Origin of the sequence: Streptomyces sp. NPDC021749, assembly GCF_040640655.1 — a bacterium.
Classification (GTDB): Bacteria; Actinomycetota; Actinomycetes; order Streptomycetales; family Streptomycetaceae; genus Streptomyces.
In genome coordinates this window covers 1-17292 of record NZ_JBFACE010000041.1, presented here as the reverse complement: position 1 = coordinate 17292, position 17292 = coordinate 1, and the positions used below count along the sequence as shown (strand labels likewise).

Sequence of the window (17292 nt, the reverse complement as noted above, 5' to 3'; positions counted from 1 at the left end):
ACCCGCCAAAGCCACCCCCGGTAACCGCCCCACCCCCCTCCCGTGACCGCCCAAGACATCCCGAGTAACGGTCTGCATCAACATCCGACCGAATCCGCCCGGATTTGTCCTTCTCACCAGGTGCGCACGGTGCCCGGTTCGCGTACGGTTGACGGCTGCCCTACGCACAGCAGAAGGGGGCCTGGGTGGCCGCGCAGAACGCCACGCACGCACCGGACCACGCCTCGGAATCGGTTCGCGCCCGCGAGATCGAGGCCGAGCAGACGCACCTGGACCGCGTCTACCGGCGCCTTGAGGAGAAGATCCACGAGGCGGAGTTCCTCATGGACGACGCCGCCAAGCGCGGCCAGGTCGGCACGCCCGGCGCGCTCGCCGAGCGGGACGCCCAGGTCTTCCAGGCCGGTGTCCACCTCCACCGGCTCAACTCCGAGTACGAGGACTTCCTCTTCGGGCGGATCGACCTGCTCCTCGGCAAGGACGGCAAGAAGGGCCCGGACGGCGCGTACACCTCCGTCGAGCCGGCCGACGGCGCGGTCGTGGCCAACCGTGCCGAGATCGCCGAGACGCTGCACATCGGCCGGCTCGGCGTCCTCGACGCGGACTACTCCCCGCTGGTCATCGACTGGCGGGCGCCGGCCGCCGCGCCCTTCTACCGCGCCACCCCGGTGGCGCCCGGCCGGGTCGTCCGCCGCCGGGTGATCCGCTCCAAGGGCCGCAAGGTGCTCGGCGTCGAGGACGATCTGATGCGCCCGGAGATCACCGCCACGCTGGACGGCGAGGAGCTCCCGGCGATCGGTGACGGCGCGCTGATGGCCGCGCTCGGCCGGGCCCGCAGCCACACCATGCGGGACATCGTCGCGTCCATCCAGGCCGAGCAGGACATGGTGATCCGGGCGCCCGCCGCCTCCGTCACCGAGGTCGAGGGCGGGCCGGGCACCGGCAAGACCGCGGTCGCCCTGCACCGCGCCGCCTACCTCCTCTACCAGGACCGCCGCCGCTACGCCGGCGGCATCCTGATCGTCTCCCCGACGCCGCTGCTGGTCGCCTACACCGAGGGCGTGCTGCCGTCGCTCGGCGAGGAGGGCCAGGTCGCCATCCGGGCGCTCGGCTCGCTCGTCGACGGCGCGGAGGCGACCGCGTACGACCCGCCGGCGGTGGCCCGGATCAAGGGCTCGTCGCGGATGCAGAAGCTGCTGCGCAAGGCCGCCCGGGCCGCCCTGGAGCTGTCCCCGGGCGGCACAGCGCCCGCGCCCGGACCGGCGGGCCAGCTCGCGTTCGGCGACGAGGAGGAGACCGCGCCGGCGGTACGGACCGACCGGCTCCGGGTCGTCGCCTTCGGCTCCCGGATCGAGCTGGGCGCCGACGAGCTGCGCGCCGTCCGGCAGTCCGCGCTCGGCGGCACCGCGCCGGTCAACCTGCTGCGCCCGCGGGCCCGCCGCCTGATCCTGGACGCCCTGTGGGCCAAGTCGGGCGCCGGCCGCCGCTACACCGACCCCGAGCTCGCCGCCGAGGCCCGTCAGGGCTTCGACGAGGACCTCGTCACCGAGGCCTCGTTCCAGGAGTTCCTGGACGCCTGGTGGCCCGAGCTGACCCCGCGTGCCGTGCTCGCCGCGATGGCCGACGAGAAGCTGCTGGGCCGCTGGGCGCGCCGCGTCCTCAACCCGCGCGAGGTGCGCCAACTGGCGCGTTCCCTGGGCCGGTTGGACGCCTCCGGGCACGGCCCGCTGTCGGTGCACGACGTCGCCCTGCTGGACGAGCTGCAGCAGATCCTCGGCGCCCCGATGCGCCCGGCCCGCCCGCGCGAGGCCGACCCGCTGGAGCACCTGACCGGCCTGGAGGAGCTGACGACGTACGCGGACCGCAACGGCGGCGGCCGCGGCCGGCGTGAGCGCCTGGAGGAGGAGCGCACCGACTACGCCCATGTGATCGTCGACGAGGCGCAGGACCTGACGCCCATGCAGTGGCGGATGGTCGGCCGCCGCGGCCGGCACGCCACCTGGACCGTGGTCGGCGACCCGGCGCAGTCCTCGTGGTCCGACCCGGACGAGGCGGCCGCCGCCCGCGACGAGGCGCTCGGCACCCGCCCGCGCCGCCGCTTCACCCTCACCGTCAACTACCGCAACCCCGCGGAGATCGCCGAGCTGGCCGGGAGGGTGCTGGCGCTGGCGATGCCCGGCATGCAGTCGCCGAAGGCGGTCCGCTCGACGGGTCTGGAGCCGCGCTTCGCGGTCGTCGGGGACGGCGCCGGGCCCGCCGACGGGGGCGCGCTGGCCGCGGCGACGGTGGCGGAGGCCGAGCGGCTGCTGGGCGAGGTGGACGGCACGGTCGGCGTCGTGGTGGCGATGCACCGCCGTGCGCAGGCCCGCCGCTGGCTGGCCCCGCTCGGGGGCCGGGTGGTGGCGCTGGGCTCCCTGGAGGCGAAGGGCCTGGAGTACGACGCCACGCTGGTGGTGTCGCCGGCCGAGATCGCCGACGAGTCCCCGGCCGGGCTGCGGGTGCTGTACGTGGCGCTGACCCGGGCCACCCAGCAGCTGACCGTGCTGTCCGCCGGGCGCGACGAGCCGGACGCGGCCGGGGTGCCCGACCTGTTGAGGGACTGAGCCCGGCCGGGAGCCCGTACGGAGGGACCTGAAATCCGTACCCGACGACGGGATTCGCTTCCGGAGATGGTTTGTTAGCCTGGGTGACGGCACCGGCTCGATCCAAGCCCCCGGGCCCAACCATCGTCGCTACGAGCGACCACTTGCCGCGAGGCGAGCATGGCGGGTCGGTGTCACTTGCTTCTGAGGCCCACGTCACCAGGTGATGTGGGCCTCTTTGCTTGCCTGGTCATTTCTCGTATGGTGGAAGCCATTTTCCGAAGTCGCCGCCTCCCGGTGAACACAACGTTCGCAACCCCGGGCGGCTACCGCGTACTCAGGGGTAGGTGCGACGATCGGACGGCACAACGCTGTGACACGCAGCGATACACAGCGACACGGTGAAAGCAGAGGAAGTCGGCCATGGCAACGGCGCCCAGCGTCTCCTACTCGATGACGGTCCGGCTGGAGGTGCCCGCGAGCGGAACCGCGGTCTCCCAGCTCACCACGGCCGTCGAGTCCCACGGAGGCTCGGTGACCGGCCTCGACGTCACTGCGTCCGGGCACGAGAAGCTCCGGATCGACGTCACCATCGCGGCCACCTCGACCGCGCACGCCAACGAGATCGTCGAGCAGCTCCGCACCATCGAGGGCGTCTCGCTCGGCAAGGTGTCCGACCGTACGTTCCTGATGCACCTCGGCGGCAAGATCGAGATGTCGTCGAAGCACCCGATCCGCAACCGCGACGACCTCTCCATGGTCTACACCCCCGGCGTCGCCCGGGTCTGCCAGGCCATCGCCGACAACCCCGAGGACGCCCGCCGGCTGACGATCAAGCGCAACAGCGTCGCGGTCGTCACGGACGGCTCCGCGGTCCTGGGCCTGGGCAACATCGGCCCCAAGGCCGCACTGCCCGTCATGGAGGGCAAGGCGGCCCTCTTCAAGCGCTTCGCCGGCATCGACGCCTGGCCGCTGTGCCTGGACACCCAGGACACCGACGCCATCGTGGAGATCGTCAAGGCCATCGCCCCCGGCTTCGCCGGCATCAACCTGGAGGACATCTCCGCGCCCCGCTGCTTCGAGATCGAGGCGCGGTTGCGTGAGGCGCTGGACATCCCGGTCTTCCACGACGACCAGCACGGCACCGCCATCGTGGTGCTCGCCGCGCTCACCAACGCGCTGCGCGTCGTCGGCAAGAAGATCGAGGACGTCCGGGTCGTGATGTCCGGCGCCGGCGCGGCCGGCACCGCCATCCTCAAGCTGCTGCTGGCCGCCGGCGTCGGGCACGCCGTCGTCGCGGACATCCACGGCGTGGTGCACGCCGGCCGCACGGACCTGGTCGACGCCGACCCGGACTCGGCGCTGCGCTGGATCGCCGACAACACCAACCCCGACGGCGTCACCGGCACCCTCAAGGAGGCCGTGGTCGGCGCGGACGTCTTCATCGGCGTCTCGGCGCCCAACGTCCTCGACGGCGACGACGTGGCCAAGATGGCCGACGGCGCGATCGTCTTCGCACTCGCCAACCCCGACCCGGAGGTCGACCCGGCGATCGCCCGGCAGACCGCCGCCGTCGTGGCCACCGGCCGCTCCGACTTCCCGAACCAGATCAACAACGTCCTGGTGTTCCCCGGTGTATTCCGCGGCCTCCTGGACGCCCACTCCCGTACGGTGAACACCGAGATGATGCTGGCCGCGGCCCGCGCCCTCGCGGACGTCGTCCTGGAGGACGAGGTCAACCCGAACTACATCATTCCCAGCGTCTTCAACGAGAAGGTCGCGGGAGCGGTGGCCGGTGCGGTGCGGGAGGCGGCCAAGGGCAGCGACCCGGCTGTGACGACGGCCACGACGGTCTGACGACGGCGCGTCGCGGGACACGCCGTCACGACGGCCCCCATAGGGTGGCGGGCAGCAATGGCCGCCATCCTGTGGATCCGGCCCGGAGCGGAACGATGCGGAACGTCACCACCGCGTGGCAGTGGCGCTTTTCGTGTGACCCGCCAGGGCGCCGGATTGGCTTTACTGCCGCAGGTAGGGGCAGGATGCGTATTCGGGCGCGAGGGTCTGGCAGGCAGACCCGGGTCCGGGGACTGTCCGAGGACCCTGGCAGCATCGGCTTCGCTGTGCCCAACATGCGGCTCCGCGCCGCGTGGCACGCCTCATTGGCAAGAAGAACACGGGAGTACAAACATGAACCGCAGTGAGCTGGTGGCCGCTCTGGCCGATCGCGCCGAGGTGACCCGCAAGGACGCCGACGCCGTTCTGGCCGCCCTCGCCGAGGTGACCGGCGAGGTCGTCGCGAAGGGCGACGAGAAGGTCACCATCCCCGGCTTCCTGACCTTCGAGCGCACCCACCGTGCCGCTCGCACCGCGCGCAACCCGCAGACCGGCGACCCGATCCAGATCCCGGCCGGCTACAGCGTGAAGGTCTCCGCGGGCTCCAAGCTCAAGGAAGCCGCTAAGGGCAAGTGACGCCCTGACCCGGCGTAACGAGGCGGCTGCCCCCTGGGGCGGCCGCCTTTGTCGTACCCGCGCCCCGCGCGGCCCTGCTGCACCCCTTCCTGCCGGCCTCCGGGGCGCCACCGCGGCCGTACGGGGCCGCGTACGCCGCCCGGCACCTCCCGGGTCATCCCGTGGCCCGGGCGGGCCCCAGACGGCCCTGAGGGGCGGCCACCGGTTTCGGTGGCCGCCCCTCAGGCGTGTTCGTACGGGCGTCGGCGCGGGCCGTGCCGCCCGGGCGCCGTCAGTGGCTCAGCGCCCCGTTGGGCAGCTCCACGTGGCCGCCCAGCTCGACGAGCTTCTCCATGAAGTTCTCGTAGCCGCGGTTGATCAGGTCGATGCCGTGCACCCGGGAGGTGCCCTGCGCCGCCAGCGCCGCGATCAGGTACGAGAAGCCGCCGCGCAGGTCGGGGATGACCAGGTCGGACCCCTGCAGCTTGGTCGGCCCGGAGACCACCGCGGAGTGCAGGAAGTTGCGCTGGCCGAAACGGCAGGCCGAGCCGCCCAGGCACTCCCGGTAGAGCTGGATGTGCGCGCCCATCTGGTTGAGCGCGGAGGTGAAGCCGAGCCGGGACTCGTACACCGTCTCGTGGACGATGGACAGGCCGGACGCCTGGGTGAGGGCCACGACCAGCGGCTGCTGCCAGTCGGTCTGGAAACCGGGGTGGACGTCGGTCTCCAGGGCGATGGCGTTGAGCGAGCCGCCCGGGTGCCAGAAGCGGATGCCCTCGTCGTCGATCTCGAAGGCGCCGCCGACCTTCCGGAAGGTGTTGAGGAAGGTCATCATGGAGCGCTGCTGGGCGCCCCGGACGTAGATGTTGCCCTCGGTGGCGAGCGCCGCGGACGCCCAGGAGGCGGCCTCCAGGCGGTCCGGGAGGGCCCGGTGGGTGTAGCCGTTGAGCTTGTCGACACCGGTGATCCGGATCGTCCGGTCGGTGTCCATGGAGATGATCGCGCCCATTTTCTGCAGCACGCAGATCAGGTCCTCGATCTCCGGCTCCACGGCGGCGTTCGACAGCTCGGTGACGCCCTCCGCCAGCACGGCGGTCAGCAGCACCTGCTCGGTCGAGCCGACCGACGGGTACGGCAGCCGGATCTTGGTGCCGCGCAGCCGGTGCGGCGCCTCCAGGTACTGCCCGTCGGCGCGCTTCTCGATCTTCGCGCCGAACTGGCGCAGCACGTCGAAGTGGAAGTCCACCGGGCGGCCGCCGATGTCGCAGCCGCCCAGACCCGGGATGAAGGCGTGGCCGAGGCGGTGCAGCAGCGGGCCGCAGAACAGGATCGGGATCCGCGAGGAGCCGGCGTGCGCGTCGATGTCCGCGACGTTGGCGCTCTCCACGTGCGAGGGGTCGAGGACCAGCTCGCCGGGTTCGTCGCCCGGGCGGACCGTGACGCCGTGCAGCTGCAGCAGTCCGCGCACCACGCGTACGTCGCGGATGTCGGGCACGTTGCGCAGCCGGCTGGGTCCGCTGCCGAGCAGGGCGGCGACCATGGCCTTGGGCACAAGGTTCTTCGCACCGCGAACCCGGATCTCGCCCTCCAGCGGGGTGCCGCCGTGGACAAGCAGTACGTCGTCAGTAGAGACGGTCATGGATCTCGCGTTCCTGGAGACGGGCAGGGCCAAGCAGAAATGGTAAGGGCGTCCGAGGGGGTGTCCGTAGGCCCGTGCAGCCTCTGACCGTGTAATGGCTTTGTCACAACACCCTCCGCTACGGTCACCCTTTGATCTGTAATCGCCTTTTGGCGGAAAAGCTGCGGATTGTCTTAAATGCACTGTGAGAAAGCCGTGTGGAAACCGGCGCTCTTCCGCCGGCGCCGCCGTGCGCCGGGGCTGCCGCCGTACGCCCTGCCCTGCGCTCGCACCGGTCCCGGCTTTGACCCCCCGCTCGGGGCAGAAGTGCGGGATCATGTGGCCATGACCGAGGTGTCCTCGCTCACAGGCCGGCTGCTCGTCGCGACGCCCGCGCTTGCGGACCCGAACTTCGACCGCGCGGTGGTGCTGCTCCTCGACCACGACGAGGAGGGCTCCCTCGGCGTGGTCCTCAACCGACCCACCCCGGTGGGCGTCGCGGACATCCTCGCGCCCTGGGCCGCGCTGACCGGTGAGCCGGGCGTGGTCTTCCAGGGCGGCCCGGTCTCGCTCGATTCGGCGCTCGGGGTGGCCGTGGTGCCCGGCGGCGCCTCCGGCGAGAGCGACATGCCCCCCATGGGTACGGGCGCCGGTCCGGGCGCCGAGTCGGGGGAGACGGCCGGCGCTCAGGTCGCCGACCGCGCGGGCGTCCAGCCGGGCGAGGAGCCGCTGGGCTGGCGCCGGGTGCACGGCGCGATCGGCCTGGTCGATCTGGAGGCCCCGCCCGAGCTCCTCGCGGCCGTACTGGGCAGTCTGCGGATCTTCGCCGGATACGCGGGCTGGGGCCCGGGCCAGCTGGAGGACGAGCTGGTCGAGGGTGCCTGGTACGTCGTCGAGTCCGAGCCGGGCGACGTCTCCTCGCCCGACCCGGAGCAGCTGTGGCGCGCGGTCCTGCGGCGGCAGCGCAACGAGTTGGCGATGGTCGCCACGTACCCGGACGACCCGTCGCTGAACTGATCACGGCGGCCGCCGGGCCGGTCGCGTGCGGGGCCCGGGGGAGTGCCGGGCCGTCTCGCGGAACGCCGGATTTTTCGTTGAGCGTTGGATTACTGTGACGGCCTCGTCATGAGGAATTGTCAGTGCCCGTCGCTATGGTTCGCGTGACGGGGACGGTGCGCGGCCGCGACGGCGGGGCCGCGCGGGACAGCGGGGGAGAGTGCATGCACAGGCCGAGTGTGCCCGGGGACCTCGATCATCCGGAGCGGCTGTGGGCGCGGGCCGCGACGCTCGCGGTGGTCGCCGCGGCGGTGGACGACTCGGACGAGTTCTCCTGGGGGAAGCACGGACTTGAGTGCTGGAACGGCGGCGGCAGCTACTGGTGGCGGCTGAAGCTGTACGACGGCGGCCGGGCGCTGCTCTGCGGCCAGGACTCGGACGGCAGCTACACCCACAGCGGCGACCGCCAGATCGACTTCCTGGCCGGCGGCCCCGAATGGCTGCCCTGGGAGCAGTTGCGGGACGACGCCCAGGGCAACCTCTTCGGGTTCGTCTACTGGTGGCAGGACGGCGCCTGGGCGCGCGCCCCGTATCCCGAGAAGCTGCCGGACGACGGCCTGGAGATGGCGATGAGCTGGGCCGCGCCCGGTGACGCGTCGATCGACCGGATCGTCGACGACCTCGTGGCCCGCACGGAGAGCGAGGTCGACGCGGCGGACGCGGTCCGCGCCTTCATGGCCGCCGCCGAGGCCCGGGCGGTCGGCGCGCCGGAGATCGCCGCGCTGCTGGACGCGGTCTGCGACAAGGACTCCTGGTACGAGGTCCGGCCGGAGGCCGCGCTGGCCTTCGCCGAGAGGCTGGGCCTGACGTCCGGCGACCGGGACGGACTGGCGGTGGCTTCCTAGCGGACCGGTGGCGGCCTCCTAGCGGACCGGCGGCGGCCTCCCGGGGGCGGTGTCGGCCGGCCCCGCTCCCGGCCGCCCGCGGGAGCCCGCCCCCCGTCCGACCGGCGCTCGCCGTCGGCCTGTGCCCGTACGCGCCGCCGTGGGTGGCGACCGTGGTCGCGGCGGCGGGTCTCGCGCTCCATCCGGCGGCGGGCCGTCGCTGCCGGGTCCTCGCGGGCGTGAGTACCCTTGGCAGCTATGAGCACTCTTGAGCCCGAGCGCGGGACTGGTACCGGGACCCTCGTAGAGCCGACACCGCAGGTGTCGCACGGCGACGGCGACCACGAGCGCTTCGCCCACTACGTCCAGAAGGACAAGATCATGGCGAGCGCGCTCGACGGTACCCCCGTCGTGGCGCTGTGCGGCAAGGTCTGGGTCCCGGGCCGCGACCCGAAGAAGTACCCGGTCTGCCCCATGTGCAAGGAGATCTACGAGTCCATGGGCGCCGGTGGCGACAAGGACAAGGGCGGCAAGGACGGCGGCAAGAAGTAACCGCCGGCCGGCCCGCGGGCACGGGCCCGGACCTCTCGGGGCCCGGGCCCGCCGTCGTGCCCGCACACCCCGGTGCTCCGCCGGGAATCACGGGACGGCCGGGTGGCGAGATCGCCGGATGACGGGGCGGCCGGATGACGGGATGGCCGGATTGCGGGCCTGAGTGCGCCGGCAGATGGCAGCATCGGCCCCGACACTGCTCGTGACACCGCCCGCGGCACGGGCGGGTGCTCTCCGTACGCCTACAGCGCCGGCCGGTCCCGCACCCGGGGGCGCGGTGGAGGACTGACGGCATGCCGGACACAGACGGCCCCACGCGACAGCCGGACACCCCCGCGGCCCGACCGGCCCCCGGCGCCCCGCCCGTACTGGGAACCCCTCCCGACCCCGGCGCCCCTCCCGTACCGGGCGCCGGACTGATCCCGGCACCGCTGAGCATCGACGGGCCCACCGGCAGCGCCGTCCGGCTCGGCCCGGACACCGCGCTCGCCGCCGCACCCGGCACCGAGGACACCGCGCTCTGGCTGCGGGTCACCCTCGGCGAGGCCTTCGGCCTGCCGCTGCCGCCCGGCTCCGCCGACGCCACCGACACCCTCGCCCTGGACCTCGACCCGGCCCTCCCCGAGGAGGGCTACCGCCTGGAGGCCGACGCCCGCTGGGGCGTACGGATCACCGGCGGCGGCCCGGCCGGTGTCTTCTGGGGCGCCCAGACGCTCCGTCAGCTCCTCGGCCCGCACGCCTTCCGCCGCGCCCCGCTCACCCCCGGGCAGCCGGCCGTCCTTCCGCAGCTGACCGTCGAGGACGCCCCCCGCTTCGGCTGGCGCGGCATGCTGCTCGACGTCGCCCGGCACTTCCTGCCCAAGGACGGCGCGCTGCGCTACCTCGACCTGCTCGCCGCGCACAAACTCAACGTCCTGCACCTGCACCTGACCGACGACCAGGGCTGGCGCATCGAGATCCGGCGCTACCCGAAGCTGACCGAAACCGGCGCCTGGCGCGAGCGCACGAAAATCGGCCACCGCGCCTCCCCCCTCTGGGACGAGCGCCCGCACGGCGGCTACTACACCCAGGACGACATCCGCGAGATCGTCGCCCACGCCGCCCGGCGGCACATCACCGTCGTCCCCGAGATCGACGTCCCCGGTCACTCGCAGGCCGCCATCGCCGCGTATCCCGAACTCGGCAACACCGACGTCATCGACACCGCCTCCCTGAAGGTCTGGGACACCTGGGGCGTCAACCCCAACGTACTGGCACCCACCGACACCACCCTGCGGTTCTACGAGCACGTCCTCGAAGAGGTCCTCGAACTCTTCCCGTCCCGCTTCGTGCACATCGGCGGTGACGAGTGCCCCAAGGACCAGTGGCGGGCCTCCGCCGCCGCACAGGCCCGGATCGCCGAACTCTCGCTGGCCGGCGAGGACGAACTGCAGAGCTGGTTCATCCGGCACTTCGACCGCTGGCTCACCGACCGCGGCCGACGGCTCATCGGCTGGGACGAGATCCTGGAGGGCGGCCTGGCCGAAGGGGCGGCGGTCTCCTCGTGGCGGGGCTACGCCGGCGGGGTCGCAGCGGCCAAATCCGGCCACGACGTCGTCATGTGCCCCGAACAGCAGGTGTACCTGGACCACCGTCAGGACCCCTCCCCGGACGAGCCGGTGCCGATCGGCTACGTACGGACCCTGGAGGACGTCCACCGCTTCGAGCCGGTACCGCCGGAACTGACGGACGAACAGGCCGCGCACATCCTCGGCACCCAGGCCAACGTCTGGACCGAGGCCGTGGACGGCCGGCAGCGCCTCGACTACCAGGTCTTCCCCCGGCTCGCCGCGTTCGCCGAGGTCGCCTGGTCGCACCTGCCGGCCCCGGCCGACCGCGACCACCAGGACTTCACCCGCCGGATGGCCGCCCACTACGGCCGCCTCGACGCCCTCGGCGTCGACTACCGCCCGCCCGGCGGCCCCCGCCCCTGGCAGAAACGCCCCGGGGTGCTCGGACGCCCGATCGACGGGGCGCCCCCAAACGTGTGAGCCCCGGTGCAAGGAGGGCGCCCGTACGGCCGGATCCTGGGACGGTGGTGCTCACGGCGGTTCCTCCCCGCACCGCCGTACGAGCACCGCCGTACGACGGGGTGCGCCCCGCCCGGGCGCATCCCGCACCCGCACCACGCCCCCGCCGGCGGGCCCCGACCGCGGACTTCACCGGCGGTGGCGGACGAATCCGGACCAGCACCCTGCCCGGGGACGGATCGTCCCTTCGCGGACCCTCGCGCCGAGGGCCCGGGAAGATGTGCCAGAGTTGCCACGTCCGGGCCGTGAGCACGTACCGTACGGCGGAGCGGAACTGCCGGGACACCACCGGGGAAGGGGCAGCTGGCTTGACCACGCACGCACCGCACGCGTCGCACACGGTGACGTTGCCGGCCTCGCTCGACGAGGCCGTGGCGGCACTCACCGCGATGCCCGCCGCCGTGCCCGTCGCGGGCGGCACCGACCTCATGGCGGCGGTCAACGCCGGACTCCTCAGACCCGCCGCCCTGGTGGGCCTCGGCCGGATCAGCGAGATCCGCGGCTGGCAGTACCTGGACGGCCATGCGCTGCTCGGCGCCGGCCTGACCCTCGCCCGTATGGGGCGCCCCGACTTCGCCGCCCTCATCCCCGGCCTGGCCGCCGCCGCGCGCGCGGCCGGCCCGCCGCAGATCCGCAACGCCGGCACCCTCGGCGGCAACATCGTCACCTCCGCCCCCACGGGCGACACGCTTCCGGTGCTGGCCGCCCTGGAGGCCACGGTGATCATCGCCGGCCCCGAGGGCGCCCGCCGCGAGATCCCGGTCAGCCACCTCCTGGCGGGCCACGAGATGCTGCACCCCGGCGAACTCGTCGGCTACGTACGGGTGCCGCTGCTGCACGCCCCGCAGGCCTTCCTCAAAGCCACCGGCCGCACCGGCCCCGGCCGGGCCACCGCGTCGGTGGCGCTGGTCCTCGACCCCGCCCGGCGCGGGGTGCGCTGCGCGGTCGGCGCGGTCGCCGCGATGCCGCTGCGGCCCCTGGAGGCCGAGCAGTGGGTGGCCTCGCTCATCGACTGGGACGGCGAACGCGGCCTGGTGCCCGAGGCGCTGACGGCCTTCGGGGACTACGTCGCCGCCGCCTGCATCCCCGACCCGGCCCCACCGGAGGACGGTTCCGAACCGGCGACCCTGCCGCCGGCCGCGCTTCACCTGCGCCGTACGGTGGCAGCCCTGGCCCGCCGCGCACTTGGGAGGGCGCTCTCGTGAGCGAAGACAACCGTCATCCGCAGCAGCCGCACGCCGACCAGGGCTGGCAACCGCTGCCCCAGGGCGGCGAGTACGAGTCCGAGGCGACGGCCTTCGTCCAGCTCCCGGAGGGCTTCACCACCGGGGTCTACGGCGGCCGGACGCCCGGCTACCCCACCCCGGGGGCCGACCCGCTCGCCGCGCCCGGTCACGGCTACACCCCGCCGGCGTCCTTCACCCCGCACGCGCACACCCCGCAGGCCCCCGCCGCGGGCACCGACCCCGCGGCCACCGGGCAGTGGACCATGCCGTTCACCGACCGGGCGGCCGGGTACGCCGACCCCTCCGCCGGATACGGCGCGCCCGCACACGACCCCGCCCACCAGGGCGGCGCCGCGCACTACCAGGGCGGCGCGCCCGAGGCCGCCCGTGCGTGGGGCCCGGACACCGTGGAGTGGCCGGTGGCGGGCAGCGCCGAGGCCTCCGCCTCCTGGAGCATCCCGGCGGCTGACGACGGCCTGGAGGAGTCCGGCGAGTACCTGGTCGGCGACGACCGGCTGACGGGCCACCCGGGCCACCCCACCGGCCAGCCCGGCCACCAGGGCCACCCCGGCCACCAGGGCCACCCCGGGCACCAGGGCCTCACGGGCACCGGCGCCGGCTACCAGGGCGGCTACCCGGGCTCCGGCGCGTACGAGAGCGCCACCACGGCGGACACCGCCCGCACCGGCCACTGGAACTTCACCGCCGGCCTGAGCGCCACCAGCGGCGCCCCCGCGGCCACCGAGGAGCCCCAGGAGGCCGCCCCGGCACCGTCGGCGGACGATCCCTACAGCGGCCCCCTGAACGGCGGTTACGCGCCCGGCAACGGCCTCGCGGACCACGGCCGGGCGCCCGGCCACGACCAGGACCCCGGACCGGACCCCGCGGCCGCCGGCGCGACCGGCCACTGGTCGCTGCCCGCCGACGCGCTGGCCCAGTGGCCGCCCGCCCCGGACACCGACCGGCCGTCGCACGACGACGCGGCGGCGGACCACCACGACGCCGCGCCCGACCACCACGACGCCGCGCCCGACCACCACGACGCGGCGGCGGACCACCACGACGCCGCAGCCGACGCGCCCGCCACCCCGGCCGCCGCCGGTGCCTGGACGGCCCCCGAGGCCGGGGAACCGGCACCACAGCACCGGCCGGACCACGCCGCGGAGCAGCCGGACCACGCCATGGGGGAGCCCGAGCACACCGCACAACGGCCGGACCACGCCGCGGAGTTCGGCGCGGCCACGGAGGGCCCGGCCCCGGAGCCGTCCGCCGCGCCCGCCGCGTCGCCTTCACAGGACGCGTCGCCTTCGCCGGATGCGCCCGAGGGCTCCGCCGACGAGGGAACGGCCGGCTCCGAGCCTCCGGCAGCCGCCGAGGACCGGGCCGTCACCGAGGAGCGGCCCGCCCCCGACGAGGCGGCCGCCGGCGCGGGCGACGACGACCCGTCCACCACCCCGTCCCTCCCCGCGGACGAACCGGCCTTCCACGACGAACACCCCAGCGCCTCCTACGTGCTGCGCGTCAACGGCATCGACCGGCCGGTCACCGACGCCTGGATCGGCGAATCGCTGCTGTACGTGCTGCGCGAGCGGCTCGGTCTGGCCGGGGCCAAGGACGGCTGCTCCCAGGGGGAGTGCGGCGCCTGCTCGGTCCAGGTGGACGGGCGGCTGGTGGCCTCCTGCCTGGTGCCCGCGGCCACCACGGCGGGCAGCGAGGTGCGTACCGTCGAGGGGCTCGCGGAGAACGGCGTGCCCTCCGACGTGCAGCGTGCGCTCGCCGCGTCCGGTGCCGTGCAGTGCGGCTTCTGCGTACCGGGCATGGCGATGACCGTGCACGACCTGTTGGAGGGCAACCACGCCCCCAGCGAACTGGAGACCCGTAAGGCGCTGTGCGGCAACCTGTGCCGCTGCTCCGGATACCGGGGTGTCCTGGAGGCCGTCGAAGAGGTCGTCAAGGCCCGTGCGGAGGCCGCCGAGGCCGCCTACGAGACGGCGGACGACGAGGCCGCGGCGCCCCCGGCGGACACCGCACGCATCCCCCACCAGGCGGGCCCCGCCGATTCCATGGGCCACGCCCCGCACGACCAGGATCCGCACCCGGGAGGCTCGGCATGACCGGAACGTCCGAGGGCGCCGGCACCGTCACCGCAACCCCCGCCGCGGGCGTCGAGATGCCCGACGACGCGCCGCCGCACGGCCTGGGCGTCTCCCTGCCGTCCGCCGACGCGGCCGCGAAGACCGAGGGCACCTTCCCGTACGCGGCCGACCTGTGGGCCGAGGGCCTGCTGTGGGCGGCGGTGCTGCGCTCCCCGCACCCGCGCGCCCGGATCCTGTCCGTCGACACCAAGCACGCCGCGGAGATGCCCGGCGTGCGCGTCGTCGTCACGCACGAGGACGTGCCCGGGGACGCGGGGCACGGCCGGGGCGTCGCCGACCGCCCGGTGTTCGCCAAGGACGAGGTCCGCCACCACGGTGAGCCGATCGCCGCGGTGGCCGCCGACCACCCCGACACGGCGCGGCTGGCCGCTGCCGCCATCGCCGTCGAGTACGAGGTCCTGGAGCCGGTCACCGACCCCCAGCTCGCCTTCGAGGCCGAGCCGCTGCACCCCGACGGCAACCTCATCCGGCACATCCCGCTCCGCTTCGGTGACGCCGACGCCGTGGGCGAGGTGATGGTCGAGGGCCTCTACCGGATCGGCCGCCAGGACCCGGCACCCATCGGGGCCGAGGCCGGACTCGCCGTGCCGCGCCCCGACGGCGGGGTGGAGATCTACACCGCCTCCACGGACCCGCACACCGACCGCGACCTGGCCGCCGCCTCCTTCGGCCTGGCCCCCGAGCAGGTCAAGGTCGTGGTGACCGGCGTCCCCGGTGCCACCGCCGACCGCGAGGACCCCGGCATCCAGCTCCCGCTCGGCCTGCTGGCGCTGCGCACCGGCTGCCCCGTCAAACTGGCCGCCACCCGCGAGGAGTCCTTCCTCGCGCACGCCCACCGCCACCCGACGCTGCTGCGCTACCGCCACCACGCGGACGCCGACGGCAAGCTGGTCAAGGTCGAGGCGCAGATCCTGATGGACGCCGGGGCGTACGCGGACACCTCCGCCGACGCGCTGGCCGCCGCGGTCTCCTTCGCCTGCGGCCCGTACGTCGTCCCGCACGCGGTCGTCGACGGCTGGGCGGTGCGCACCAACAACCCGCCGTCCGGGCACGTCCGTGGCGAGGGCGCGATGCAGGTCTGCGCCGCCTACGAGGGCCAGATGGACAAGCTCGCCGCCCGACTGGGCCTGGAGCCGCACGAGATCCGCCTGCGCAACGTCATGGCCACCGGCGATCTGCTCCCCACGGGCCAGACGGTGACCTGCCCCGCCCCGGTGGCCGAGCTGCTGCGCGCCGTGAAGGAGGCGCCGCTGCCCGAACTGCCCAAGGACACCCCCGAAGCGGAATGGCTGCTGCCGGGCGGTCCCGAGGGCGCGGGCGAACCCGGCGCGGTGCGCCGCGGCGTCGGCTACGCGCTGGGCATGGTGCACATGCTGGGAGCGGAGGGCACCGACGAGGTCTCCACCGCCACCGTCAAGGTCAGCGGCTCGGTCGCGACCGTCATCTGCGCCGCCGTGGAGACCGGTTCGGGCTTCTCCACCCTGGCCCGGCAGATCGTCCAGGAGACCCTCGGGGTCGAGGAGGTGCACGTCGCCGGCGTCGACACCGACCAGCCGCCGGCCGGCCCGGCCTGCCACGGCCGCCACACCTGGGTCTCCGGCGGCGCCGTGGAACGCGCCGCCAAGATGGTGCGCACCCAGCTCCTCCAGCCGCTGGCCCACAAGTTCGGCATGTCCACCGAGCTCCTCCAGATCAGCGACGGCAAGATCACCTCGTACGACGGCGTGCTCAGCACCACCGTCGCGGAGGCCCTGGACGGCAAGGAGCTCTGGGCCACCGCCCAGTGCCGCCCGCACCCCACCGAGCCGCTCGACGACAGCGGCCAGGGCGACGCGTTCGTGGGCCTGGCGTTCTGCGCGATCCGCTGCGTCGCCGACGTGGACATCGAACTGGGCACCATCAGGGTCGTCGAGATGACCGTCGCCCAGGACGTCGGCCGGGTCCTCAACCCCGCCCAGCTGAGGGCCCGCATCGAGGCGGGCGTCACCCAGGGCATGGGCGCGGCCCTGATGGAGAACCTCCGCACCACGCGCGGCCAGGTCCGCCACCCCGACCTGACCGGCTACGCCCTGCCGACCGCGCTCGACGCCCCCGACATCCGCATCGTCGAACTCGTCGAGGAACGCGACGTGGTCGCCCCCTTCGGCGCCAAGCCCGCCAGCGCGGTCCCGGTGGTCACCTCCCCGGCCGCCGTGGCGTCCGCGGTCCGCGCCGCCACCGGCCGCCCCATCGGGCGCCTCCCGATCCGCCCCCAGGCGGCGGTCGCCCAGGTGATCCAGCAGTAGTCACCGACACGAAAGCGGCCCGCCACGGGAGGCGGTTTCTGGGGGTCGTCGCAACACGTGGTTGTGTTGATCAGGCCGCGAGCAGTTTATGCAGGCGCTCGGCTGGGGTTTCCCAGTCGAGCGTTTTGCGTGGGCGGCCGTTGAGTTCGGCGGCGACGGCGGTCAGGTGCTCGCGCGTGTGGACGGACAGGTCGGTGCCCTTGGGGAAGTACTGCCGCAGCAGGCCGTTGGTGTTCTCGTTGCTGCCGCGCTGCCATGGGCTGGCCGGGTCGCAGAAGTAGACCGGGACGTCGGTGGCGACGGTGAAGGAGCCGTGGGCGGCCATCTCGGCGCCCTGGTCCCAGGTCAGGGACCGCATCAGGTGCAAGGGCAGCGTCTGGACGGTTTCGACCAAGGCGTCGCGGACGTGTTCGGCAGTGCGGCCGGCGGGCAGATGCAGCAGCATGACGTAGCGGGTGGCACGTTCGACGAGGGTG

Annotated in this window: 12 protein-coding genes; 10 read left to right on the top strand and 2 right to left on the bottom strand. The window is 73.9% G+C overall.

Annotated elements, in window-relative coordinates:
• The first annotated feature begins 185 nt into the window (after positions 1-185).
• The 3 genes from AB0G35_RS30350 to AB0G35_RS30340 all read left to right on the top strand — a co-directional run bounded on the left by AB0G35_RS30350 (position 186) and on the right by AB0G35_RS30340 (position 5051).
• Positions 186-2600 carry a UvrD-helicase domain-containing protein gene (locus AB0G35_RS30350; protein WP_360956120.1) on the top strand — a complete coding sequence of 805 codons (2415 nt, stop codon included), beginning with the start codon at positions 186-188 and terminating at the stop codon, positions 2598-2600.
• Positions 2601-3002: 402 nt separating this feature from the next.
• A complete protein-coding gene (locus AB0G35_RS30345) occupies positions 3003-4436 on the top strand; it encodes an NAD-dependent malic enzyme (RefSeq protein WP_360956119.1) in 1434 nt (477 codons plus the stop codon).
• Between the two features lie 333 nt (positions 4437-4769).
• Positions 4770-5051 carry an HU family DNA-binding protein gene (locus AB0G35_RS30340; protein ID WP_006605312.1) on the top strand — a complete coding sequence of 94 codons (282 nt, stop codon included), beginning with the start codon at positions 4770-4772 and terminating at the stop codon, positions 5049-5051.
• 271 nt (positions 5052-5322) lie between these two features.
• Here AB0G35_RS30340 and murA read toward each other — a convergent pair whose 3' ends face one another.
• Positions 5323-6669, bottom strand: a complete 1347-nt coding sequence (gene murA, locus AB0G35_RS30335; protein ID WP_201807702.1) for a UDP-N-acetylglucosamine 1-carboxyvinyltransferase — start codon at positions 6667-6669, stop codon at positions 5323-5325.
• Between the two features lie 324 nt (positions 6670-6993).
• On the opposite strand from murA, the gene AB0G35_RS30330 reads away from it, so the two are divergent.
• The 7 genes from AB0G35_RS30330 (at position 6994) to AB0G35_RS30300 (ending at position 16816) form a co-directional block, all read left to right on the top strand.
• Positions 6994-7665 carry a YqgE/AlgH family protein gene (locus tag AB0G35_RS30330; protein ID WP_360956116.1) on the top strand — a complete coding sequence of 224 codons (672 nt, stop codon included), beginning with the start codon at positions 6994-6996 and terminating at the stop codon, positions 7663-7665.
• 203 nt (positions 7666-7868) lie between these two features.
• Entirely contained in the window at positions 7869-8549 is a 681-nt protein-coding gene (locus AB0G35_RS30325; protein WP_360956114.1) for a hypothetical protein, read from the top strand.
• Positions 8550-8786: 237 nt separating this feature from the next.
• Positions 8787-9080 carry a DUF3039 domain-containing protein gene (locus tag AB0G35_RS30320; protein ID WP_360956112.1) on the top strand — a complete coding sequence of 98 codons (294 nt, stop codon included), beginning with the start codon at positions 8787-8789 and terminating at the stop codon, positions 9078-9080.
• A gap of 293 nt (positions 9081-9373) precedes the next feature.
• A complete protein-coding gene (locus tag AB0G35_RS30315) occupies positions 9374-11110 on the top strand; it encodes a beta-N-acetylhexosaminidase (RefSeq protein ID WP_360956110.1) in 1737 nt (578 codons plus the stop codon).
• A gap of 347 nt (positions 11111-11457) precedes the next feature.
• Complete coding sequence (locus AB0G35_RS30310) at positions 11458-12354, top strand: FAD binding domain-containing protein (protein ID WP_360956108.1); 897 nt, start codon at positions 11458-11460, stop codon at positions 12352-12354.
• Positions 12351-14489 carry a 2Fe-2S iron-sulfur cluster-binding protein gene (locus tag AB0G35_RS30305; RefSeq protein ID WP_360956106.1) on the top strand — a complete coding sequence of 713 codons (2139 nt, stop codon included), beginning with the start codon at positions 12351-12353 and terminating at the stop codon, positions 14487-14489. Before AB0G35_RS30310 ends, AB0G35_RS30305 begins: the two co-directional genes overlap by 4 nt.
• Positions 14486-16816 carry a xanthine dehydrogenase family protein molybdopterin-binding subunit gene (locus AB0G35_RS30300; RefSeq protein ID WP_360956104.1) on the top strand — a complete coding sequence of 777 codons (2331 nt, stop codon included), beginning with the start codon at positions 14486-14488 and terminating at the stop codon, positions 16814-16816. Before AB0G35_RS30305 ends, AB0G35_RS30300 begins: the two co-directional genes overlap by 4 nt.
• A gap of 70 nt (positions 16817-16886) precedes the next feature.
• Here AB0G35_RS30300 and AB0G35_RS30295 read toward each other — a convergent pair.
• Positions 16887-17292, bottom strand: a 406-nt coding sequence (locus tag AB0G35_RS30295) for an IS30 family transposase (RefSeq protein ID WP_360956102.1), incomplete at its 5' end; no start/stop codon positions are given.